The following is a 21,860-nucleotide window of genomic DNA, read 5'->3' as shown; positions in this document are numbered from 1 at the left end:
GCGAACTCCGGGGAATTAACGTATCCACCGTGTTTCGTTCGCGATCGGGCACCTCGGCGCGAACGATGAGCGCTACCCGTTGGGAGAAGAACTTTGTCTGCACCCTCTGCAGCACGGTCGGCCATGCGCGAACTCACCGTTCGCTCGGTCGTCCTCGGTGGACTGATCACCCTCGTGTTCACCGCGGCCAACGTCTACCTCGGCCTCAAAGTGGGCCTGACGTTCGCCACCGCCATCCCGGCCGCCGTCATCTCGATGTCGGTGCTCCGCTACTTCCGTGACCATTCGATCACCGAGAACAACATCGTGCAGACCATCGCGTCGGCGGCGGGCACGCTGTCGGCGATCGTCTTCGTGCTGCCCGGTCTGATCATGATCGGCTGGTGGAGCGGCTTCCCGTACTGGACCACCGTCGCGGTCTGTGCGATCGGCGGCCTGTTGGGCGTCATGTATTCGATCCCGCTGCGTCGCGCACTGGTCACCGGATCGGATCTGCCGTATCCGGAAGGCGTGGCCGCCGCCGAGGTGCTCAAGGTCGGCGAGGCGTCGACCGATCACGAGTCCGACGTCGACGACAGGGGCATCGATCAGAACCGCGGCGGCATGCGGGCGATCGTCGTCGGATCGCTGGGTTCGGCGCTGTTCTCGATACTCGGCGCGCTCAAACTCCTGGCGACCGAGGCGTCGGTCGCGTTCAAGGTCGGTTCCGGGGCGACCATGATGGGCGCCAGCCTGTCGCTGGCGCTCGTGGGCGTCGGCCACCTCGTCGGCGTGGCCGTCGGCATCGCGATGCTCGTCGGCCTGGTGATCGCGTTCTTCGTGCTGCTCCCGATCCGCACGTGGAACTCGGCGCCCACCGACGGCCTCGCCGACTACGTCGACAAGATCTTCTCCGACGACGTCCGCATGGTCGGTGCGGGTGCCATCGCCGTCGCCGCCGTCTGGACGCTCGCTACCGTCATCGGCCCCATCCTCAAGGGCATCATCGCCGCGATGGCCAGCGCCAAGGCGCGCAAGTCCGGCAACTCGGTGGACGTCACCGAGCGGGACATCCCGATCCAGTGGGTCGGCCTCACCGTGATCCTGGCGATGATCCCGATCGGTTGGCTGCTGTGGGACTTCGCCGCCGACTCGCACATCGCCGACTCGCTCGCGGGCATCGTCATCGTCAGTATCGTGTTCGTCCTGGTGATCGGTCTCGTCGTCGCCGCCGTCTGCGGATACATGGCGGGTCTGATCGGCTCGTCGAACAGTCCGATCTCCGGAGTGGGCATCCTGGTGGTGCTGTGCGCGGCCCTGCTGATCAAGGTGACGCACGGGTCGACCGACGATCCGAACGAGGTACAGGCGCTCATCGCGTACACCCTGTTCACCGCCGCGGTGGTCTTCGGCGTCGCGACGATCTCCAACGACAACCTGCAGGACCTCAAGACCGGCCAGCTCGTCGGCGCCACGCCGTGGAAGCAGCAGGTCGCGCTGATCATCGGTGTGGTGTTCGGCTCGGCGATCATTCCGCCGATCCTGAGTCTGATGAACAAGGCGTTCGGATTCACCGGTGCGACCAAGCCCGACGGCGCGCCGGGCGAACTCGCGGCGCCGCAGGCCGGTCTCATGTCGACCCTGGCCAAGGGGGTGTTCGGCGGAGACCTCAACTGGGCGCTCATCGGTGTCGGCGCGCTGATCGGTGTCGGCGTCATCCTCGTCGACGAGGTCCTCAAACGCAGCACGTCCCGGTTCAGTCTGCCGCCGCTGGCCGTCGGCATGGGCATCTACCTGCCGATGTCGTTGACCCTGATCATCCCGCTCGGCGCGTTCCTCGGCGTGTTCTACGACAAGTGGGCGGCGCGCGACGCGGTCGATGGCGAACGCAAGCGACGGCTCGGCGTGCTGTTGGCGACCGGTCTGATCGTCGGTGAGAGCATCTGGGGCGTGATCTTCGCGGCGATCGTGGCGGCGTCCGGCAAGGATGCTCCACTCTCGATCGTCGGCGACGGTTACGGGGACGGGGCGCAGATCGTCGGCATCATCGTCTTCGTCCTGCTGGTGGGCGGCATGTATCGCTACACCCAACGTCGGTCGGAGCGAGACTTCGCGGCCATGTCGCAGAAGTGAGATGACGCGGGGGCCGACGAACGCGGCGACGCCGGTGCCGGTAATCTGGTTCCGCCCCGTTAGCCAAGTTGGTTAAGGCCCCGCTCTCATAAAGCGGTCATTCGTCGGTTCGAGCCCGACACGGGGCACGTGAGAGATCCGTTGGCTCCGCCGAGCCTGCGCCGCTCAGCGGTCGTGTTCGACGTCGCAGTCGGTGCGGTGGCCGTGTTGGTGGCCATCGCGTCGAGCGAGGGGCAGACCGTCTGGATGGCGGTGTCCGGCGGGCTCATCGCGCTCGGTCTCCTGGTGCGTCGGCGCCTCCCCACCGTGATGATGACCACGGCGGTGGCGTCGGCCGTGATCCAAGTCGCGAGCATGCACATCACCGTGCTGTCCCTGCTGTACGCGCCGATGTTCTTCACGGCCGGCGGACACCCGGACCGGCGGGTGCGCCGAGGCGCGTTCGTCGTCGCGGTGGTCGGCTCGTTCGTCGCCGGCGCCGTGTTCCCCCACGCGTACGGCGACTTTCAGACCGGTGACGGCGGCCTCGGGTGGGCGACCGTCTTCGGCACGGTGGGCACCGGTGTCGTCGTCCTGGGCGGGTGGACCGCGGGTTTCGTCGGGCACCAGCGTCGGAGCGTCGCGGCCGCCGAGGTCAGCGAGACGATATCCGAACTGGAGCGTCGGCGCGTCCTCGACCTGTACGACGAGCAGGCCGAGCGCTCCCGACTGGCCCGTGACATGCACGATGTGGTGGCGCACTCGCTGGCGGTGGTCGTCGCGCAGGCCGAGGGAGCGAAGTACACCCTGGACGCGAATCCGGACGCCGCGCGGGATGCGCTCGGCGTCATCGCCGACACCGCGCGGGAGGCACTGGCCGACGTCCGGACGGTGCTGGAGCAGCTGCGCAGCACCGAGTCCGCCGGCGAGATCGACCGCGACGACCGGGATCAACTGCTGGACCGGATGCGTGCGGCGGGCATGCGGATCGAGGAGACCGAGGTCGGTTCGGCGGACGACGTCGCCGTAGCGAGCGTCCGCGTGGCCCACGCGGTGCTGACCGAATCGCTGACCAATGCACTCAAGTACGGCGACCTCGCGCACGCGGTGACCGTGCACCACGATTGGACGAGCGGATGCCGGTTGACCGTCGGCAACGTCGTCGCCGACACCCCGCTCGCACCCGGCGGCGCACGTCACGGCATCATCGGCATGACCGAACGCGCGGCGCACGTCGGTGGCGCCGTCTCGAGTGAGCCGTCCGGAGACACCTGGGTCGTGCAGCTGACGATCCCCGACACGGAAGGAACCCGGACATGATCCGCGTGGCCCTCGTCGACGACCAGCCGTTGTTCCGCGGCGGCATCGCGATGATCCTGGAGAGCCAACCCGACATCGACGTCGTCGCACAGTGCTCGTCGGCCCTCGGGCTCAACGAGATGGTGTCGCGCGATCGGCCGGACGTGATTCTCATGGACGTGCGGATGCCGGGCGTGGACGGCATCACCGCGACCGCGTCGTTGGTCCGCGAACTCGGCGACGCCGCGCCCCGTGTCCTGGTGCTCACCACCTTCGACGTCGACGAGGCCGCCGCGTCGGCCATCGAGGCGGGGGCCAGCGGCTTCGTCCTCAAAGACGCCCAACCCGACTTCCTGCTGGCGTCGGTGCGGGCCGTCGCCGACGGCAACCAGGTGGTGGCGGCCTCGGCGACGCGGCAGCTGTTCGAGCGGCACCGGGCGCGGAGCACCTCGCGGCCCGGTCCGGAGTACGGCGAGCTGACCCCGCGCGAGCGGGAGATCCTGGTGTGCGCGGCGCGGGGCCTGTCGAATGCGGAGATCGCCGCCGCCGAGTTCCTGTCGGAGGCGACGGTGAAGACCCACATCTCGCGGATCCTCGCCAAGCTCGGGCTGCGCGACCGCGTACAACTCGTGGTGTACGCGTACGAGCACGACCTGGTCTGACCGTCCGGGCGCGTACATCGCAGGATGTACGTCGAGACCATCCTCGCGACAGATGTGTCCGACCAGGTCAGAGCCATAGCGTTGCAGTCATGAACAACGTATCCGCTCCCGCGGTCACCCTGCGAAACGTGTCCCGAACCTACGGGGACCCGACCAATCCCATCCACGCGCTCCGCGACGTCAGCGTCGACATCCGCCGCAGCGAGTTCACCGCGATCATGGGCCCGTCCGGATCGGGCAAGTCGACGCTGATGAACGTCGTCGCCGGTCTCGACGAGGCGACGTCGGGACAGATCTGGCTCGGACAGAACCCGATCGTCGGCCTCGGCGACACCGCCCGCACCATTCTGCGACGTACCAACATCGGTTTCGTGTTTCAATCGTTCAATCTGGTGCCGACGCTCTCGGCGGAGGAGAACATCCGCCTGCCGTTCGTACTCGCCGGGCGCAAGCCGACCGCCGATCAGGAGGCGTGGATCGAACACCTCGTGATCGCGCTCGGGTTGCGCGACCGACTCGGACACCTGCCGTCGGAGCTGTCCGGTGGACAGCAGCAGCGGGTGGCGATCGTCCGGGCGCTGGCGGGACGGCCGACCATCATCCTCGCCGACGAGCCGACCGGGGCCCTCGACACCCGGACCGGCCGCGAGGTGCTGACCCTGCTGACGACGGCGGCGCGCGAGTACGGCCAGGGGATCGCGATGGTCACGCACGATCCGGTCGCCGCGTCGTACGCCGATCGGATCCTGGTGTTGGCCGACGGCCGGATCGTCGGCGAGTACCGGGGACTGAATCCGAGGCAGATCTCCGACCTCCTCATCAATCTGCAGGAGGTGTCGGCATGAAGGCCACCAGCTCCCGACTGACCGTCGGATCTCTGCGTGAACTGTCCGCGGTCGGCGTCGTCTGTGCGCTGTCGGCGACGTACTCGACGACCCTGGTCTGCGCGTCGAGCATTCTCGGGACGATGGCGACCGTGAACGGCGGCAGCGTCGGACTGATGCTCGACATCGTGGCGAGCGTGTTCATCCTCATCGCACTCTTCGTGGCGGGCGTGGTGATCAGCAACGGCGTCGACACCGTGATCGCGGGACGGCGCAAGGAGCTGAGTCTGCTTCGACTGGTCGGCGCCAGCAGCAGGCAGCTGCGTGACTCGTTGGTCAACGCGGTCGCCAAGGTCGCCGTGGTCGGCGCCCTCGCGGGCGTCGTCGTCGGAGTGGCGGGTTCCTGGGCGCTTCGTGTGTCCCTCGTGCACCGCGGCACACTGCCGGTGGCCCACTACGACGTCCTGCCTCCGCTGGTGTTCGTCGGTGTGCTCGCGGTGATCGGGACCGCGGTGGGCGCCACATACATCGGGTCGAGATCGGCGCTGTCGGGCGCGGCGGTCTCCGGGACCACCCGTGTCGTCCGATCGTGGTTGCGGGACCTCGCCGCGGCGGCGTTCATCGCCGGGGGCGTGGTGCTGTTGATCGGCGCCTGCTACCTGGGGGAGAAGGCGAGCATGTCGGGCTTCGTCGTCGCATTCTTCGGATCCGCGGTGCTGGCCGTCGGTGTCATGCTCGGTGCCGGACGCATCGTCCCCGGTCTTGTCGCGTTCGCCGGACGACTGGTCGGCGGGTCTCCGTCGGCGGTCATCGCCCGTAAGAACGCCGTCAGCGATCCGCAGCGCACCACCCGATCGACGATCGGTCTGCTCATCGGAGTCACCCTCGTGACGACGATCGCCGGTGGGATGCAGGCGCTCACGAAATCGGTGCACAGCTGGGAGGGGCTCACCCCCGCGGATGTTCGACACGCCGAGCAGGTGCTGTCGGTCACGTCGACCGTGCTGATCGCCATGATCGCGATCTCCGCGATCATCGCCGCGGTCGGATTCGTCTCCACGATGTCGCTCACGGTGATCGGCCGGACTCGCGAGATCGGCATGCTGCGGGCGATGGGCTTCACCGGCAGGCAGATCCGATCGATGATCACCCTCGAGTCGTTGGCGCTGTCCGGGACGGCGGTCGTGTTCGGGCTGTTGCTCGGGATCGTGCTCGGAGCGGTGGGAGCGCAGTCGCTGGTCGGCGGGATGACCGACGGATTCGCGATCGGACTGCCGCTGCCCGCACTGCTCGCGATCGTCGGCTGCACCGTCGTCCTGGTGATCGCCGCGTCGCTGCCGCCGAGCCGCCGTGCCGTCGCCATCGCGCCGGTGGACGCGCTCGCGGTCGCGTAGCGGAGACGCTGATCGAGCCCTCTGTACGAGCGGAGTCGAGATCCCGTGAGGATCTCGACTCCGCTCGATCTGCAGGGTCCGATCAGGCGTCGACCGGATCGCCCTTCTCCCTGCGGGGCGCGGCCGCCGTCTCATCGGCGGTCTCTCCCGTCGTGGCGGGCTCGGAGATCTCGAACGGTTCGGGGAGTACCTGGCCCTCGCCGAGTCCTTCGACCTCCGCTTCGCCGCGGACCTTGGTCGACAGCGGCTTCTCGTCGACGAACGCCATGACGATCAGCGCGATCACCGCCAGCGGCACGAAGAACAGGAAGATCGGCAGCAGCGCGTCGTTGTACGACTCGACGACCGGGCCTCGGATCGCGTCGGGCAACGAGTTGACCAGCGACGGCGTCAGGTTCTTCTCGCCGCCTCCGCCGAGACCGCCTCCGTCGCCCTGCGGGACGCGGTCGCTGAGCAGCGAGATCAGACGCGAGGTGAAGATGGAGCCGACGACGGCGGAGCCGAGCGTCGCACCGACCTGGCGGAAGTAGTTGTTCGCCGCCGTGGCGGTTCCCACGAACGCTCCCGGGAACTCGTTCTGAACGATCAGGGTGAGGATCTGCATGATCAGGCCGATGCCGATGCCGAACACCCCCAGGTAGACGCACATCTGCCAGTTCGGCGTCTGCGGATGCATCGACGACAGGAGCCACAGACCCAGGCCGATCACCACGGCGCCGGCGAGCGTGAACACCTTGTAGCGGCCGGTCCGCGAGACGATCTGCCCGGAGATGATCGAGGTGACCAGCAGACCGCCCATCATCGGCGTCATGTACAGGCCGGCCACGGTGGCGTCGACGCCGGTCACCATCTGGATGTAGGTCGGCATGTAGCCCAGGGTTCCGAACATCGCGATGCCGACCATGAGCGCGGCGATCGTGGTGAGCGTGAAGTTGCGGCGCGAGAACAGTTGCATCGGGATGATCGGCATCTGAGCGCGCTTCTCGACGAACACGAATGCGACGGCGAGGACGACGGCGGCGACGATCAGGACGATGATCTGCGGGCTGACCCAGTCGTACTGGCTGCCGCCCCAGGTTCCGATGAGAACGATCGCCGTGGTCGCGAGTGCGATGAGGGCCATGCCCTCGAAGTCCAGGCGTGGACGTTCGTCGTGCTGCGGCTTCGGGATGCGCATGAAGGCGATGGTCGCGACGATGGCGAGTGCGCCGAGCGGGACGTTCAGCCAGAACGCCCAGCGCCAGCCCGGTCCCTCGGTGAGCCAGCCGCCGAGCAGCGGCCCGGCGACGGATGCCACGGCGAAGACCGCGCCCATGAATCCCATGTAACGCCCGCGATCGCGCGGGGAGACGACGTCGGCGATGGCCGCCTGCGCGAGGATCATCAGACCGCCGCCGCCCAGACCCTGGATGACACGGGCGACGATCAGCCACATGATGTTTCCGGCGAGTGCGCCGACGACGGATCCGGCGATGAACACCGTGATGGCGAACAGGATGACCGGTTTGCGTCCCAGCAGGTCGCTGATGCGGCCGTAGACGGGCATCACGATCGTCATCGCGAGGATGTAGGCGGTGATGACCCATGTCATCTGATCGACGCCGTTGAGCTCGCCCACGATCGTCGGGAGCGCGGTGGAGAGCACGGTCTGGTTGAGCGATGCCAGCAGCATCGTGACCATCAGGCCGATGAACAGCAGGATGATGTTCTTCTGAGACATGCCCGTGGCGGGGCGTGTCTCTACGGAGGTCGTCATGTGAGGTCCTTGAGGGTGTTTCGAAAGACGGTGATCGATTCGGCGACCGCGGGGCGGGTCGGGTCGTCGATCGAATCGGGGTCACGGGTGTAGGAGAAGCGCATGATCGCGGTCGCGAGCATGATGAGCGACATCGCACGGTCCAGGTCGTCGCCGTCGTCGTAGCGCTCGGCCAGCGCCTTGGCGATCAGGTCTTGGGCTGCGATCGCGTGGTGCTGGCTACGGAGTTGCAGTTCGGGGTGAACGAGCACGAGAGCGCGTCGATCGGCCGGCCTGTTCCGGACGTGTCGGATGCTCGACGCGGTTGCGAACACGATCCGAACGGCACGTTCGAGCTGGCCCGGGACGTCCAACAGGTGGTCGACGGAGTCCGGAGGGAGGGCTGGGGCCCCGGCGCCCAGGACCGCGTCCTCTTTGGACGCGAAGTAGTTGAAGAAGGTACGGCGCGAGACGCCCGCGCGGTCGGCGATGGCGCTGACCGTCGTCTCGGTGAGGCCGTTCTCCTGAACGAGGTCGAGGGCCGCATCGTGCAGACGAGTCAGCGTTTCGAGACGTTGGCGCTCGCGAAGGGATGGCTGAGAAACTTGCACTAGTGCAGTATTGCACGAGTGCAAATATTGCACCAGTGAATGTGATCGACAAGACGTGAAGGAATGACCGCGCCCGTCGGCGAGTTGTCATCGACGTGAATCCACCAGTGCGACACCGACGGGTCGTTGTGATCGGGGCGGGACAGGCCGGCTTGTCCGCGGCGTACTTCCTCGTCCGCGCGGGTCTGACGCCCGGCGTGGACATGGAGGTCCTCGACGCCAACCCGACCCCGGGCGGTGCATGGAGCCACCGGTGGGACGCGCTGACATTCGATCATGTCAACGGACTGCATGATCTGCCCGATTCGGCAATCGGTCCGGCAGATCCGGCGGAGCCGGCGCGGGAGGTGGTCAAGCGCTATTACGGCCGCTACGAGAACGAGAAGTCGTTGAAGGTGCAGCGGCCGTGGCGCGTGCGGTCGGTCGAGACGGTCGACGACGGCGACGCCCGGTTCCGAGTGACGGCCGACGGGCCCGACGGTGCGACGCGCGTGTACCTCGCCGGCGCCGTGGTGTCGGGGACCGGGACGTGGGACCGACCGTATGTGCCCTGGTATCCGGGCCGCTTCGGCGGTCGTCAGCTCACCACCCGAGACTTCACGACGCCGACCGACTTCGTGGGGCGGCGCGTGCTCGTGGTGGGCGGTGGAATCTCGGCGATCCAGTTCGTCATGTTGTTCGACGAGAGCGGCGTCGACACGCTGTGGTCCACGCGGACGCCGCCGCGGTGGCGAGACTGTCCGTTCGACACGAACGCCGGTCGAGAGGTGGAGATGCGTGTGGCCGCCCGCACTCGCGCCGGACTGCGGCCGCGCAGCGTCGTCGCCGAGACCGGCCTGCCGACCTCGCCCGCCGTGCTCGACGCCATCGACCGGGGTGTGCTCGTCTCGCGCGGACCGGTCCGGGCGTTGACCGACGACGGCGTCGACTTCGCCGACGGCACTCATGAGCGCGTGGACGTGATCCTGTGGGCCACCGGATTCCGCGCCTCGCTCGGACATCTCGCACCACTGGGTATTCGGGAACGTACCGGTGGTGTGCTCATGGCCGACGACGATGTGAGCGTCGTCAAGGCGCCGGGACTGTTCCTCGTCGGCTACGGGCGAAGCGCCTCGACGCTCGGCGCGACGCGCGCCGGTCGGCGTGCCGCGCGGGAGGCGATGCTGGCCACCGAACGACGCGATCGCGCGATCTCGTCGCGCTGACTCGAGTCTCACGCCGCGGGCGTCGGTTCGCGCTCCGTGTCGGACGGGGCGCGCGAACCGATACCGCGGGCGTGTTCGGTCGATCGCGCCCGTAGTCGGATTCCGACGGGTCTACGCGAACGAGAGGAACAGTCTCTCGAGCTTGTCCTGATCGACGTTGTCGGGTTCGGTCGTCAGACAGTGTTCGAGGCCGGTCGCGACCATCGCGTAGCCGCTGCGACGCAGGGCCTTGTCGACGGCGGCGAGTTGGGGCAGGACGTCCTCGCATTCGGCGCCCTCATCCAGCATGTGGATCACCGTTGCGAGATGACCGTGCGCGCGGCGCAGGCGGGTGAGGATCGGTCTGACGTCGTCGGCGGGGAGTTGCATCGTCGCGACTCTAGCGGGCGGTCGAGGTCAGGGCGTCGAGGACTCCGGACAGGCGGGTGCGCGCATCCGCCGCGATCGGGCCCAGTGCCGCCGTTCCGGTGAACTCCTCCATGACGCCGGGGTCCATGATCTCCACGAGTGACGATCCGTCGTCGTTCGCGCTGACCACGACGTTGCAGGGAAGCAACGACGCGACGCGTGGGTCGGCGGTCAGGGCGGCATGGGCCAGTTGCGGCCGGCACGCGCCCAGGATGATCTTCGGCGCGACGTCGACGTCGATCTTGGTCTTGAGGGTGGCCTTGATGTCGATCTCGGTCAGGACGCCGAAACCTGCGTCGGCGAGTGCGGAGCGCACGTCGGCGACGGTCTGGTCGTACGGCGTCGGGACGGTGGCGGACAGCGTGAAGTCGGGCATTTCGGGTGCTCCTCTCGGACGGGCTCTGTGTCGCTCCTCCAGTATCGCATATCCCCCTGGGGGGATGCCGGTTTTCCGCTGCGTCAACCCTCGGGGAGCAGGGGCGGAATGCCGTCTCGTCGCACCACCACGCCGCTCGGGCGCGCGGCGCGGTGATCGCCGCGCGCCCTGCGACGGATTCCGCCCGCGACCACATTCGCGTATCAGTGATCGCGGGCAGAGCGTCACTCCTGAGTGGAGAGCACCTCGGAGACGAACGTCTGCACACGCCGTTCCATGTCGGCGACCTGCTGTTCGCGGATCGCGTCGACGTCGGTGCCCTTGTGATAGGCGGGAGGCAGCTTACGTGCGTGCTTCGGACAGTTGAAGTCCTCGCAGACCAGGATGCCGAGCGTGTCGCCCTTGCGGCCGCGTGCTCCGGCGCGGCGCACCGTGTAGAGCAGCGCGTCCTCGGTGATGTCGACGTCGCGGCACCACGAGCACATGGCTCGACGGCGCGGCTTGGCCTCGGAACGGTTGAGGAGCAGGGCGACGAACTCGTCGTCGCGTTCGACGACGACATACGCCCGGCGTGGCATCTTCGCGTCGCGCCAGCCGTAGAACTCGCGGCGGCTGAAGTCGATGTCGGCGAAGTCGGATGGGAACGTGACCTTCGAGATCTCGCTCTTGGTGGCGCCGCGGAACGCGGACAGGATCTGCTTCTGAGTGGGGGTGCGCATGGCGAATGACCTTCTGATGTCAAGGGGATGAGGGAACGCTGCAGCGGCCGATCACCGTGGATCGGCTGCGGGGCGCGGTCATCTCGATGCGGCGCGATGGGCGCCGACGACTCCTTGCATTCGTGAGGTCACGGTGACCAGGGTAGGGGCGCGGTGGCGCGGTTGTCGACCGGAATCGTCGTCGATCGGCGTCACTCGCCGCGTACCGAGGGCGGGATCACCTGATCGATCGCGGCCGTCGGACCATGCGAGGGTCCGGGGCGGACTCGATGCCGGACGAACGTCGCCGGTGGTGGATCCGCTTCCTCGGTGCTGTCGCGAACGGTCGAGGACTGACGGTCGCGACACGGAATGTCGGCGTTGTCGACGGGCCGACCACGTCCCCGGTGGATCCGTTCCGGCGGTGGGGCGCCGATCGCTCCGCGCGCGTGACGGTCTCAGAACTGGCTGGCCGCACCGGCCTCGGCCTGTGCCTGGCTGAAACCCTCGTAGACGAGTTGTTCGACGAGGCCCTGCTGGGAGAAGGCGGTCATCTCCATGTATTCGGCCGCCTTCTTCTTCGCCTGCTGCGTCCAGTTCGGGGACAGAGAGTCGACGGCGAAGGTCGCGTCGCTCTCAGTGAATCCTTCGTAGGCGAGCTGTTCGATGAGCCCCTGTCGCGAGAACGCCGACATGTCGAGATAGTCGCGGCCCTTCTGTACCGCGTTGCGTCGTGACGCGCTCATCGCGTCGGCGGACGTCGTCCGAGCGGGCGTTCGGGTCGTCGCCTCGACGGCCTCGGTCGTGGTGCTCGCCGTCGGTGCGGCGCGCTCGGTGGACCGCGGCCGCGCGGTGATCGTTTCGGTCGTCGTCGCGGTCACGGTCACCGTGCTCGGCATCGCCGCCGTGCCCGTGTCACTGCCGCACGACGCGACGCCGAGCGCGGCGAAGGCCGCGGCGAACACCGAAGCGGCGCATCGGATCGGACGGTTCATCATGGCGGCACCTTCGGTCGGCGGGGCGATCGACGGTGTGACAAGCCCCGGGAAATGGTAACTACCGGGCGATCGCATCGTTCGACGAACGGTACGACGACGGTGGAATTTCACCCGAACAGTGGACGCCGGGCCATCGACGGCACCGGGTGGCGTGTGGGAAGACCAATGGCCTCGACCGCGAGGTCGAGGCCATTGACTGCGTGAGCTGTGCCGGGTGGCCCATCAGTGCGAGCCGGAGTACTGGTCTCGCAGGTTCCGCTTGAGGATCTTGCCGGCACCGGATTTAGGCAGAGCATCGGGTGTCAGATGGACCACTCGCGGAACCTTGTAGCCCGCGATCAGCTCGCGAGCGTGCGAACGCAGGTCGTCTCCCGTCGTGACGCTGCCCGAACGCATCAGAACGACCGCGTGCACGGCCTCACCCCACCGTGGGTCCGGAATTCCGAAGACCGCGACCTCTTGGACGTCGGGGTGACGGTACAGGGCGTTCTCGACCTCGGTGGAATAGACGTTCTCACCGCCGCTGATGATCATGTCCTTCAGGCGGTCGACCACGAAGACGTACCCGCCGTCGTCGACGTACCCCATGTCACCGCTGTGGTACCACCCGTCACCGGGCAGGACCTCGGCGGTCTCCTCGGGCCGGTTGAGGTAGCCGAGCATGATGTTGGCGCCTCGGACCACGATCTCGCCGACCTGACCGGCGGGGACGGAGGCACCGGCCGCGTCCCGGATCTCCAGATCGACACCGACGACGGGCCGTCCGGCGGAGCGAAGGCGGGTGCGGGCCACCGGATCGTCGTCGGTCAGACCGCGCCGGTGGTCCTCGTGCGTCATGAAGGTGATGATCGGCGATCCCTCGGTCATGCCGTACACCTGGCACAGGTCGCATCCGAGTCTGTCGAACGCCTCGGCGAGGACCGTTTGAGGCATCGGCGAAGCGCCGTAGAGCACGGAGTCGAGTGAGCTGATGTCGATGTCGTCCGGCACCCCGTCGGCGAGGAGCATGCTGATCATCGTCGGGACCAGCATGGCGCGCGACACGCGTTCCGCCTCGACGAGTTCCAACCACGGGCGCGGTGCGAATCCGGGCATGATCACGTGCGTGCCGCCGACCCAGGTCAGCGCGACCGTCGAGGCGCCGTCCGCGAGATGAAACATCGGCCCGGCGTGTAGATAACGGTCGTGTTCGGTGTACCCGAGGTTGATCAGCGCGTGTTTCGCATTGGCCACCAGGTTCGAGTGACTCAGCAGTGCTCCCTTCGGCCGGCCCGTGGTGCCGCCGGTGTAGAAGACGCCCGCGACGTCGTCGCCGCCGACGACGAGCGGTCGCGGCTCGCGATCGGATCGAGTCATCTCGACGAGACTGGCACAGTCGTCGGGACACTCGCCGCGGCCTGCGTAGACGAGCCGGTCCACGTCGGAGCTCTCCGCCAGCAGCGTTCGGCCGACGTCCAGGAACGCATCGTCGACGATGAGCACCCGCGTCGACGAGTCGTCGATGATGAATGCGAGCTCGGCGGGCGCGAGTCGGGTGTTGATCTCGTTGAGCACTCGGCCGCTGCGCGGCACACCGAGCCAGGCCACGACGTGAGCTGCACTGTTGTGCGCCAGCATTCCCACGACGTCGCCCTTCGCCAGGCCGAATCCGTCCAGTGCGCCGTCGAACGATCGCACTCGCTGGGCCAACTCCGCATAGGTCCAACGCAGGTCGCCGTCGACGACCGCCTCGGCGTCGCCGAACAACTGCTCGGCTCGGTCGAGTGCGGCGGCGATATTCTCGTGCGTCACAATTCCTCCTCGTGATCCGGCCCGGCGATCCGGTCAGCGACGCCCGTAGGTGCAGTTGCCGCCGATGACGAAGTCGGGGATCTCGTCCCCCTGCTGTTCGAGCGTGTCGACATACACCTTGCGAGTGACCGCGGCGTCGAAGTGGCCGACGTAGTTTCCGTCCTCGTCGTAGTTGAGGAACGCTCCGTGGATGATGAAGAGCGCTTCGGTGACCTCTTCCGTACTGGCGACGAGCGTGTGGGTCGAACCGGCCGGCTCGTAGATGTACGACCCGGGCGTGTTCATCGAGGCCGCGCCGTACTCACGGTAGTGCCAGCTGCCCTTCGTCGTGTACCCGTGGACGGCTCCGGTGTGCAGGTGGGTGGGTAGCACCGTACCGGGCGCGAAGCGCGTATTGACGACGAGGAAGCCGCCTTCGATGTCGGCGACCGGCAATTGGATCGACAGGCCCGGAGCGAGGACGTCGCGCGCCCACGGGGTGTCGTTGGTCTGCATGGTCAGAGCGAGCGGAACGTCGAATGTCGTGGTCATGGATTCTCCTGGATCTCGTGGTTCTGTGTGTCTGCACAGTCGTGATCGACTGGGCTTCACGTGTCCATCGTCACATCGATCCGAGGGAAACTCTTGACATGTTGCGACAATGTTTTGACACTTGACGACATGGGTGATCTGGTGCGAGCGTCTGGTCTGATCAACATCCCGGAACTGATTGGACAGCACGGCGGGGACGCCGAGGAGTTGATGGCGTGGGCGGGCGTTCCCGCCGGAGTCGTCGGGGACTACAACCGGTTCATCACCTACAGCTCGTTGACGGCCCTGGTGGGCCGGGCGTCGGAGGTGCTCGGCATCACCGATCTCGGTCTGCGGGTCGCCCGTGTGCAGAGTCTGGAGATGATGGGGCCGATCGCGGTGCTCGCTCGCAATGCGGACACGGTCGAGGCCGGGCTGTTGGGGGTCATCAAATATCTGCACACCTACAGTCCGGCTATCCGAGCGGACATGTTCACCACCGGCCGGACGTCGACGTTCACCTTCACCATCACGCTCGCACGGCTGTCCTATCGGGCCCATCTGCACGAGTTGGCGCTCGGGGTCATCCTGGGGATGTTCGAGATGCTGGCCGGTCGTCGCTTCCGGCCGGAGCGGGTCACGTTCCAGCATCGACGGATGTCCGACACCGACGTCTATCTCGACTATTTCGGGGCGCCGACGTCCTTCGGCGAAGAGTTCAACTCTCTGACATTCCCGACGAGCGTGCTACGGCAACGGATCGAGGGCGGCGACGACCAGGCTCACGCGCTCGCTCAGCGCTTCCTCGGCGGCCAGCATCGTCATCTCGACATCGATGAGCACGTCCACGAACTCGTCGAGAAACTGATACCGCTCGGCCGAGCCGATCTGTCGACGGTCGCAGGTGCTCTCATGACGCATCCGCGCACGCTGCAGCGCCGACTCCGGGAACTGGGCACCAGTTTCGAACAACTCGTGGACGATTCACGCCGGGAGACCGCGATCGACCTGCTGCCGCGAGTCGACTTGTCGGTCGCCGAGATCGCGCAGCAACTCGGGTATTCCGAGCAGAGCACGTTCACCCGAAGCTGCAAGCGATGGTTCGGGTGCACCCCCAAGGCTCAGCGTGCCGCGCTGCGCGCGCTCGCACCTCGTGCGGAGCCGTTGTGAGGGCGATCGACCCGCGATCGGGCGGAGAAACGTAAGAAGCCCCGCAGACGACTGCGGGGCTTCTGATGCTCCCCCAATTGGACTCGAACCAATAACCTGCCGATTAACAGTCGGCTGCTCTGCCAATTGAGCTATGGGGGATTGCTCTTTCCGAACCGAGATGAAACTCTAGCCCATGGATCCAGATCGATGCAAAACGTCTGCTCAGGGCGATATTCGCCGTGCCCGCCGGGGGATGGTCGACGAGGCTGCGGCGGGTGGGGCCGTCGGTGACCGCTACATTGGGGCGCATGGCCACAACTCCCGGCGACGAGCCGACCTCTCTCGACGGCGATGACTTCCTCGCGGCCAATCGTGCGCGGCGCGAACAGATCCGCGCCGGAGAGGCTGCGAAGAACGTCGAGGAGGCGACGAACCTCGACGAGGAGCCCGCCGGTGACGACTCCGACGCCACGGGCACCGGCCGGGTCGGCGACCGCGGTGCGGGCCGGACCCTCGTCGGTGTGCTGGCGGCCCTCGTCGTCGTACTCGCCGTGACGACCGCGGTGTTCGGATACCTCGCGTTCTCCGGGACCGACGACGACTCCGGCGATCTCGACCGGGCGGGTGCGCTGCGCGACGCGAAGGAGTATGCGGCGCAGATGCTGACGTACGACACCGGCAAGTACGACGACCTGGATCGGCGCATCCGAGAGATCTCGACGCCGGCGTTCGCCGACCGGTACATCACGTCGTCTCAGGAGGCGCGCAAAGGCAACGACGCGGTCCAGGCGTCGTCGAAGGGCAGTGCCGAGACCGCGGGGATCGTGTCGATCACCCCGAACGAGGCCGTCGTCCTGGTGGCCCTGGACAACACGGTGACCAGTCCGCAAGCGCCGGCGCTCGGCACCGGGGACGGTCCCTATCCGTCGCGGGTGAAACTGACCCTGACCCGCGAGGGCGGGCGATGGCTGGTGTCCGACCTCGATGTGATCTGAACCGATTCAGCCCAGCAGGACGGCGGCCGACGCGGCCGCGACAGTCGGCGCATCGACGTCGGGGCGGCCGATCACGAGGTCGCCGGCCAGGTTGAGACTCGCGTGGACGAGGAACCGCGCGGCCGGGGCGGTCAGGTCGGGCCGCGCGCGGACCACCCACGTCGCCCATTCGTCGACGGTGGTGCGCTGCTGTCGCCGCAGCGCACGGAGTTCGTCGTCCGGCAGTGATCCCGTGCCCGACAGGTAGACCGACATGATGTCGGGGTCGTCGACACAGAGTGTGCTGTAACTGCTCGCGAGCGAGAACAGCGCCTGCTCGGGGGTCTGAGCGCGGGCCAGCGCGGACGCGACCGCGTCGGTCGTCCGGTCCGCGGTGCGCCACAGCGACGCGGTGAGGATCGCGGACTTCGACGAGAAGTGTCGATACACCCCCGACGCGGGCAACCCGACCGCGGCGCCGATGTCCTCGACGGTCACCTCGTGGAAGCCCTCGTGGGCGAACAGAGCGACGGCGGCCGCCAGGATCGATTCGCGACGTCCGGCCGGAACCAGGCCCGGACTCTCGGCGGGGGTCGGCGTCGGGGCGGGGAGGTCGACGTCGAGAAGCGTCATCGCGGCCCCCGCGACGAGATCGGTCGCCGCGCGTCGCGGCATCGTCACCCGATGCGTCGCCGGACTCGCGGCCACCGAGAGTGCGGCGACCGTCAACAGATCGGCCGACGGTCGCACGAGGCCCGGACGAGCCGCTTCGATCAGCGACCGCAGTCGACGGTGCAGGCCGATGCGCGCCTCGCGGGTCCGGACCCGATCGGGCTCACGGAGAACGCGCTGCTCCCAGCGGTACAGATTCCCCGACACCCGGTGATCGAGGAAGGTCTCGGTGAATGCGGCGAGTACCGCGCGCAGTTCGTCGCGGGGATCGTCGCATGCGGTCACCTCGGCGACGGCGGTGCTCACGTCCTCGGACAGTCGGTCGACCGCCGCGGCGAACAGGTCGTACTTGGTGGGGAAGTGTCGATACAGGGCCGGAGCCGAGATCCCGACCTCATCGGCGATGTCGATCAGTCGTGTCGCGGCGTACCCGCGTGCGCCGAACGCGTCCGATGCGGTTTTGAGCACCATCTCGCGACGATCGGCGGGCCGAGTGCGTGTCCGCGGTGTCGGCGATGGTCGGGCAGTCATGGCAGTCCATGCTATCGAATGGCCGATGAACTTCATGATCAACGCCAATATTCATGTTATCACCAGGTGAAGAAAACTTATGCTCTAATAAAGTTAATGAATGTTCGCATGAGTTCGATCACTTCCGGTGGTACTGTGTGGGCAGTTCGCAAACGGGCGTGTATCCGATTCGAGGTGTGATGAGCTTGCAGACCGGATGTATCGACGGTGTCAGGGACGGTGTCGACGAGAACGGCGTCGCTCGGTTGGAGATCGATCGGCCCGCGCAGATGAATGCTCTCGACGGCGCGGCGTCAGCCCGACTCATCACCGTGTGTCACGAGTGGGCGGCGCGGACGGACATCCGCGCAGTCGTGATCTCGGGGCGGGGCGGATCGTTCTGCGCGGGCGCCGACGTCGCCGGCATGGCGGACGACGCCGCGGCCGGCGGCGGTTTCGACGAGTCACAGGCGCGCGGCATCATCGAGAACGGGTCGAACCTGATCGGCGCGGTCCGTTCGCTGCGGGTTCCGGTCGTCGCGGCCGTCGACGGTCCGGCCGTCGGAATCGGCGCATCCCTGGCCGTGGCCTGCGATCTCGTCTACGCGACGGCTCGTTCGTACTTCCTGCTGGCGTTCGTCAACATCGGGTTGATGCCCGACGGCGGTGCGTCGGCGCTCTTCACCGCCTCGCTCGGCCGCGCGCGAGCCAATGCGATGGCCTTGCTGGGGGAGAAGCTGCCGGCCGCCGACGCCTTCGATGCGGGACTGCTCACCGCCGTCGCCGACGACGAGGAGGGACTCTCCGCTCAGGTCGATCGTGCGCTCGGACGACTGCTCCGAGCCTCTCCCGAGGCGCTGAAGACGACCAAGTCCGCACTCGACGCGCACTCGCTCGGCGGGTACGACGAGGCGATCGCCCGCGAGATCGCCGGTCAGACCGCACTCCTGCAGTCGCCGCAGTTCCAACAGATCCTCGCCGGATTCGCCAAACACTGACTCCGTTGTCGCCACCTTCCAGTAGATTCCGCGCGCCGCGCACAACCACCGAGGAGTACTTCATGACCGACGCCCTGGGCTTCGCCCTGAACGCCGAGCCGCAGCGATCGCGCCGCAACCACTGGAACAATCAGGTGCGACGTCATTCGGCGATGCAGCCGGACAAGGCGGCGCTCCGCTTCCTGGGAAAGACCACCACCTGGCGTGAACTGGACGAGCGCACCCACGCCCTCGCGGCCGCACTGCGCCGCCGGGGCGTGGAGTTCGGCGACCGCATCCTGGTCCTGATGCTCAACCGCACCGAGTACGTGGAGCTGACTCTCGCCGCCAACCTGATCGGCGCTATTCCGGTCCCGGTCAACATCCGTATGACGCCGCCGGAGATCGGTTTCCTGGTGGCCGACTCCGGCGCCAAGGTGATCGCCACCGAGACGATGCTCGCGCCGCTGGCCGATGCCGTCGCGGCCACGACCGCTGCGATCGACCACACGATCGTCGTCGGGGGCGCGCAGAGCGAGGGCCACCTGGACTACGAGGCCCTCGTCGCCGAGGACGCGTCCGACCTGCCGGACATCGACATCCCGGAGGACACCGTCGCGCTGATCATGTACACCTCGGGCACGACGGGAAAGCCCAAGGGGGCGATGCTCACCCACCAGAATCTGCAGGCGCAGGCGCTGAACACGCTGCAGGCCCTGAGCACCAGTGCCGACGACATCGGCTCGTGCGTCGCGCCGATGTTTCACATCGCCGGACTCGGCGCCATGACCCCGCTGTTCTACATGGGCGCCCTCGCGGTGATCCACCCGCTGGGGGCCTTCGATCCGAACGAGATGCTCGACACCCTCGAGAAGGAGGGCACCACCTCGATCTTTCTGGTGCCCGCGCAGTGGCAGGCCGTATGCGCCGCACAGCGGGCCCGCCCGCGCGACCTCAAACTGCGGGTCATCTCCTGGGGTGCGGCACCGGCGTCGGACACCGTCCTCAACGCGATGAACGAGACCTTTCCGGACGCGGTCAACGTCGCCGTGTTCGGTCAGACGGAGATGTCGCCGATCACCTGCGTTCTCGAGGGCAAGGACGCGCTGCGCAAGATCGGTTCCATCGGCAAGGTGGTGCCTGGCGTCACCGCCCGTATCGTCGACCCGGAGATGAACGACGTCGCTCAGGGCGACGTCGGCGAGATCGTGTACCGCGGTCCGAACATGATGTCCGGGTACTGGCAGAACCCGCAGGGCACCGCGGACGCCTTCCACGGTGGCTGGTTCCACTCCGGCGACCTGGTCCGTCAGGACGACGAGGGCTTCATCTATGTCGTCGACCGCGCCAAGGACATGATCATCTCGGGCGGAGAGAACATCTACTGCGCCGAGGTGGAGAACGTCTTGTTCGGCCACCCGAGCATCTCCGAGGCCGCGATCATCGGTCGCGCGCACGACAAGTGGGGCGAGGTCCCGGTGGCCGTGGTGGTCCTGGCCGAGGGCGTCGAGGACCTGACGATCGCCGACCTCGAACCGTACCTGAACGAGAACCTCGCGCGGTTCAAACATCCCAAGGACGTCGTCGTGGTGTCCGAGCTTCCGCGTAACGCCGGCGGCAAGGTGGTCAAACCGACGTTGCGCGCCGAGTACGGCAGCAAGGACGAAGGACTCAAGAACTGACGCACGCAGGACCCCGGGGACACGAATTGGAACACGTTTCAAAAAGATACTGAAACGTGTTCCAATTCTCATATCAGGTGACTACGCTCACAAGCGAAGCCACAACGTGAAGCGAGGTAGATGTGAAGACGAAGGGCGCCCTCCTGCGGGAGCTGAACCAGCCGTGGAAGATCGAGGAGATCGAGATCGGCGATCCGAAGGCACACGAGGTCAAGATCCGCATGGAGGCCGCGGGCATGTGTCACTCGGATCATCATCTGATGACCGGCGGGATTCCGATGGCGGGCTTCCCGATCCTCGGCGGACACGAGGGGGCGGGCGTCGTCGAGGAGGTCGGCGAGGGCGTCACCGACTTCGCGCCCGGCGACCACGTCGTCCTCTCGTTCATCCCGTCGTGTGGCAAGTGCCCGTCGTGTAAGGAAGGCGTCGCGAACCTCTGCGACTTCGGCGCCATGCTGCTGCAGGGCGAAGCGGTCTCGGACAACACCTTCCGCATTCACGACGCCGACGGCGAGCCGGTGTACCCGATGACGCTGCTCGGCACGTTCTCGCCGTACATGGTGGTGCACGAGGCGTCCGTGGTGAAGATCGACGACGACATCCCGTTCGAGATCGCCGCTCTGTGCGGCTGCGGCATCCCGACCGGATACGGCTCGTCCACGCGGAGCGCCGACATCCGTCCGGGTGAGGACGTCGCCATCGTCGGTGTCGGCGGCGTCGGCACGGCGGCTCTGCAGGGTGCGGTGATCGCGGGTGCACGCAACGTCTTCGCGATCGATCCGGTGGAGTGGAAGCGTGAGCAGGCGCTCAAGTTCGGTGCCACCCACGTCTTCTCGTCCGTCGAGGAGGCGGCGATGAGCATCGCGGAGATCACCGCGGGGGCGATGTGCCGCAAGGTGGTCGTGACCGTCGGCGAAGTGCACGGCAAGGACGTCGACACCTGGCTGGGCATCACCGCCAAGAACGGCACCTGCGTGCTCACCGGCATGGGCAACATGATGGAGAACGACGTCACCCTCAACCTCGCGATGTTGACGCTTCTCCAGAAGAATCTGCAGGGTTCGATCTTCGGCGGCGCGAACCCGAAACTCGACATCCCGAACCTGTTGTCGATGTACAAGCTGGGCAAGCTCAACATCGCCGACATGATCACTCGCGAGTACACGCTCGATCAGATCAACGAGGGCTACCAGGACATGCTGGAGGGCCGCAACATCCGCGGCGTCATCCGGTACACCGACGCCGACCACTGATCCGCCGGAACGGAGACCGCTCCGTAGGACGAGCGGAG

20 protein-coding genes and 2 tRNA genes are annotated in these 21,860 nt (G+C 67.1%); 12 read left to right on the top strand and 10 right to left on the bottom strand.

Annotated elements, in window-relative coordinates; genetic code table 11:
* Positions 1-123: 123 nt before the first annotated feature.
* The 6 genes from BKA16_RS17785 to BKA16_RS17760 all read left to right on the top strand — a co-directional run bounded on the left by BKA16_RS17785 (position 124) and on the right by BKA16_RS17760 (position 6,270).
* Entirely contained in the window at positions 124-2,112 is a 1,989-nt protein-coding gene (locus BKA16_RS17785) for an OPT family oligopeptide transporter (RefSeq protein ID WP_183371925.1), read from the top strand.
* Between the two features lie 53 nt (positions 2,113-2,165).
* A tRNA-Ile gene (locus BKA16_RS17780) sits at positions 2,166-2,240 on the top strand.
* A 1-nt stretch (position 2,241) separates the two neighbouring features.
* Positions 2,242-3,411: a histidine kinase gene (locus BKA16_RS17775; protein WP_183371924.1), complete on the top strand. Its 1,170-nt coding sequence runs from the start codon at positions 2,242-2,244 to the stop codon at positions 3,409-3,411.
* The gene (locus BKA16_RS17770) at positions 3,408-4,052 is read left to right on the top strand and encodes a response regulator transcription factor (protein WP_183371923.1); all 645 of its coding nucleotides are present in this window, start codon (positions 3,408-3,410) and stop codon (positions 4,050-4,052) included. Before BKA16_RS17775 ends, BKA16_RS17770 begins: the two co-directional genes overlap by 4 nt.
* 89 nt (positions 4,053-4,141) lie before the next feature.
* On the top strand, positions 4,142-4,897 hold the full coding sequence (locus tag BKA16_RS17765; RefSeq protein ID WP_183371922.1) for an ABC transporter ATP-binding protein: 756 nt from the start codon (positions 4,142-4,144) through the stop codon (positions 4,895-4,897).
* Complete coding sequence (locus tag BKA16_RS17760) at positions 4,894-6,270, top strand: ABC transporter permease (protein ID WP_183371921.1); 1,377 nt, start codon at positions 4,894-4,896, stop codon at positions 6,268-6,270. Before BKA16_RS17765 ends, BKA16_RS17760 begins: the two co-directional genes overlap by 4 nt.
* An 82-nt stretch (positions 6,271-6,352) precedes the next feature.
* On the opposite strand, the gene BKA16_RS17755 is transcribed toward BKA16_RS17760, so the two are convergent.
* Together BKA16_RS17755 and BKA16_RS17750 are read right to left on the bottom strand one after the other, a co-directional pair.
* Positions 6,353-8,026: an MDR family MFS transporter gene (locus BKA16_RS17755; RefSeq protein ID WP_183371920.1), complete on the bottom strand. Its 1,674-nt coding sequence runs from the start codon at positions 8,024-8,026 to the stop codon at positions 6,353-6,355.
* Positions 8,023-8,616 (bottom strand): TetR family transcriptional regulator, encoded by a 594-nt coding sequence (locus tag BKA16_RS17750; protein WP_183371919.1) that lies wholly within the window; start codon positions 8,614-8,616, stop codon positions 8,023-8,025. The genes BKA16_RS17755 and BKA16_RS17750 overlap by 4 nt, the downstream gene beginning before the upstream one ends.
* Positions 8,617-8,744: 128 nt before the next feature.
* Between BKA16_RS17750 and BKA16_RS17745 the strand changes: the two genes are divergently transcribed.
* Positions 8,745-9,821 (top strand): flavin-containing monooxygenase, encoded by a 1,077-nt coding sequence (locus BKA16_RS17745; protein ID WP_343067491.1) that lies wholly within the window; start codon positions 8,745-8,747, stop codon positions 9,819-9,821.
* Between the two features lie 111 nt (positions 9,822-9,932).
* Here BKA16_RS17745 and BKA16_RS17740 read toward each other — a convergent pair whose 3' ends face one another.
* The 6 genes from BKA16_RS17740 to BKA16_RS17715 form a co-directional block, all read right to left on the bottom strand.
* Positions 9,933-10,190: a metal-sensitive transcriptional regulator gene (locus BKA16_RS17740; protein ID WP_183371917.1), complete on the bottom strand. Its 258-nt coding sequence runs from the start codon at positions 10,188-10,190 to the stop codon at positions 9,933-9,935.
* 10 nt (positions 10,191-10,200) lie between these two features.
* The gene (locus BKA16_RS17735) at positions 10,201-10,605 is read right to left on the bottom strand and encodes a DUF302 domain-containing protein (protein ID WP_183371916.1); all 405 of its coding nucleotides are present in this window, start codon (positions 10,603-10,605) and stop codon (positions 10,201-10,203) included.
* A gap of 224 nt (positions 10,606-10,829) precedes the next feature.
* Positions 10,830-11,324 (bottom strand): FBP domain-containing protein, encoded by a 495-nt coding sequence (locus BKA16_RS17730; RefSeq protein WP_183371915.1) that lies wholly within the window; start codon positions 11,322-11,324, stop codon positions 10,830-10,832.
* Positions 11,325-11,761: 437 nt separating this feature from the next.
* On the bottom strand, positions 11,762-12,301 hold the full coding sequence (locus BKA16_RS23945) for an Ltp family lipoprotein (RefSeq protein ID WP_183371914.1): 540 nt from the start codon (positions 12,299-12,301) through the stop codon (positions 11,762-11,764).
* Between the two features lie 222 nt (positions 12,302-12,523).
* A complete protein-coding gene (locus BKA16_RS17720; RefSeq protein ID WP_183371913.1) occupies positions 12,524-14,092 on the bottom strand; it encodes a long-chain-fatty-acid--CoA ligase in 1,569 nt (522 codons plus the stop codon).
* 33 nt (positions 14,093-14,125) lie between these two features.
* Positions 14,126-14,623, bottom strand: coding sequence for a 2,4'-dihydroxyacetophenone dioxygenase family protein (locus BKA16_RS17715; protein WP_183371912.1), 498 nt, complete (start codon positions 14,621-14,623; stop codon positions 14,126-14,128).
* Positions 14,624-14,752: 129 nt separating this feature from the next.
* On the opposite strand from BKA16_RS17715, the gene BKA16_RS17710 reads away from it, so the two are divergent.
* Positions 14,753-15,772, top strand: coding sequence for an AraC family transcriptional regulator (locus tag BKA16_RS17710; protein ID WP_183371911.1), 1,020 nt, complete (start codon positions 14,753-14,755; stop codon positions 15,770-15,772).
* 68 nt (positions 15,773-15,840) lie between these two features.
* On the opposite strand, the gene BKA16_RS17705 is transcribed toward BKA16_RS17710, so the two are convergent.
* A tRNA-Asn gene (locus BKA16_RS17705) sits at positions 15,841-15,913 on the bottom strand.
* Positions 15,914-16,062: 149 nt separating this feature from the next.
* Here BKA16_RS17705 and BKA16_RS17700 point away from each other — a divergent pair.
* Positions 16,063-16,749, top strand: coding sequence for a hypothetical protein (locus BKA16_RS17700; RefSeq protein WP_183371910.1), 687 nt, complete (start codon positions 16,063-16,065; stop codon positions 16,747-16,749).
* A 6-nt stretch (positions 16,750-16,755) separates the two neighbouring features.
* Here BKA16_RS17700 and BKA16_RS17695 read toward each other — a convergent pair whose 3' ends face one another.
* Positions 16,756-17,931 (bottom strand): TetR/AcrR family transcriptional regulator, encoded by a 1,176-nt coding sequence (locus tag BKA16_RS17695; RefSeq protein WP_246371811.1) that lies wholly within the window; start codon positions 17,929-17,931, stop codon positions 16,756-16,758.
* Positions 17,932-18,110: 179 nt separating this feature from the next.
* Here BKA16_RS17695 and BKA16_RS17690 point away from each other — a divergent pair, with 179 nt between their 5' ends.
* The 3 genes from BKA16_RS17690 to BKA16_RS17680 all read left to right on the top strand — a co-directional run bounded on the left by BKA16_RS17690 (position 18,111) and on the right by BKA16_RS17680 (position 21,822).
* Complete coding sequence (locus BKA16_RS17690) at positions 18,111-18,908, top strand: enoyl-CoA hydratase-related protein (RefSeq protein ID WP_183371909.1); 798 nt, start codon at positions 18,111-18,113, stop codon at positions 18,906-18,908.
* 62 nt (positions 18,909-18,970) lie between these two features.
* Positions 18,971-20,569: a fatty-acid--CoA ligase FadD5 gene (gene fadD5, locus BKA16_RS17685; protein WP_183371908.1), complete on the top strand. Its 1,599-nt coding sequence runs from the start codon at positions 18,971-18,973 to the stop codon at positions 20,567-20,569.
* Positions 20,570-20,691: 122 nt separating this feature from the next.
* Positions 20,692-21,822 (top strand): NDMA-dependent alcohol dehydrogenase, encoded by a 1,131-nt coding sequence (locus BKA16_RS17680; protein ID WP_183371907.1) that lies wholly within the window; start codon positions 20,692-20,694, stop codon positions 21,820-21,822.
* The last annotated feature ends 38 nt before the right edge of the window (positions 21,823-21,860 follow it).

This window comes from Gordonia humi, assembly GCF_014197435.1.
GTDB lineage: Bacteria > Actinomycetota > Actinomycetes > Mycobacteriales > Mycobacteriaceae > Gordonia > Gordonia humi.
This window is presented reverse-complemented; position numbering and strand designations above follow the sequence as displayed.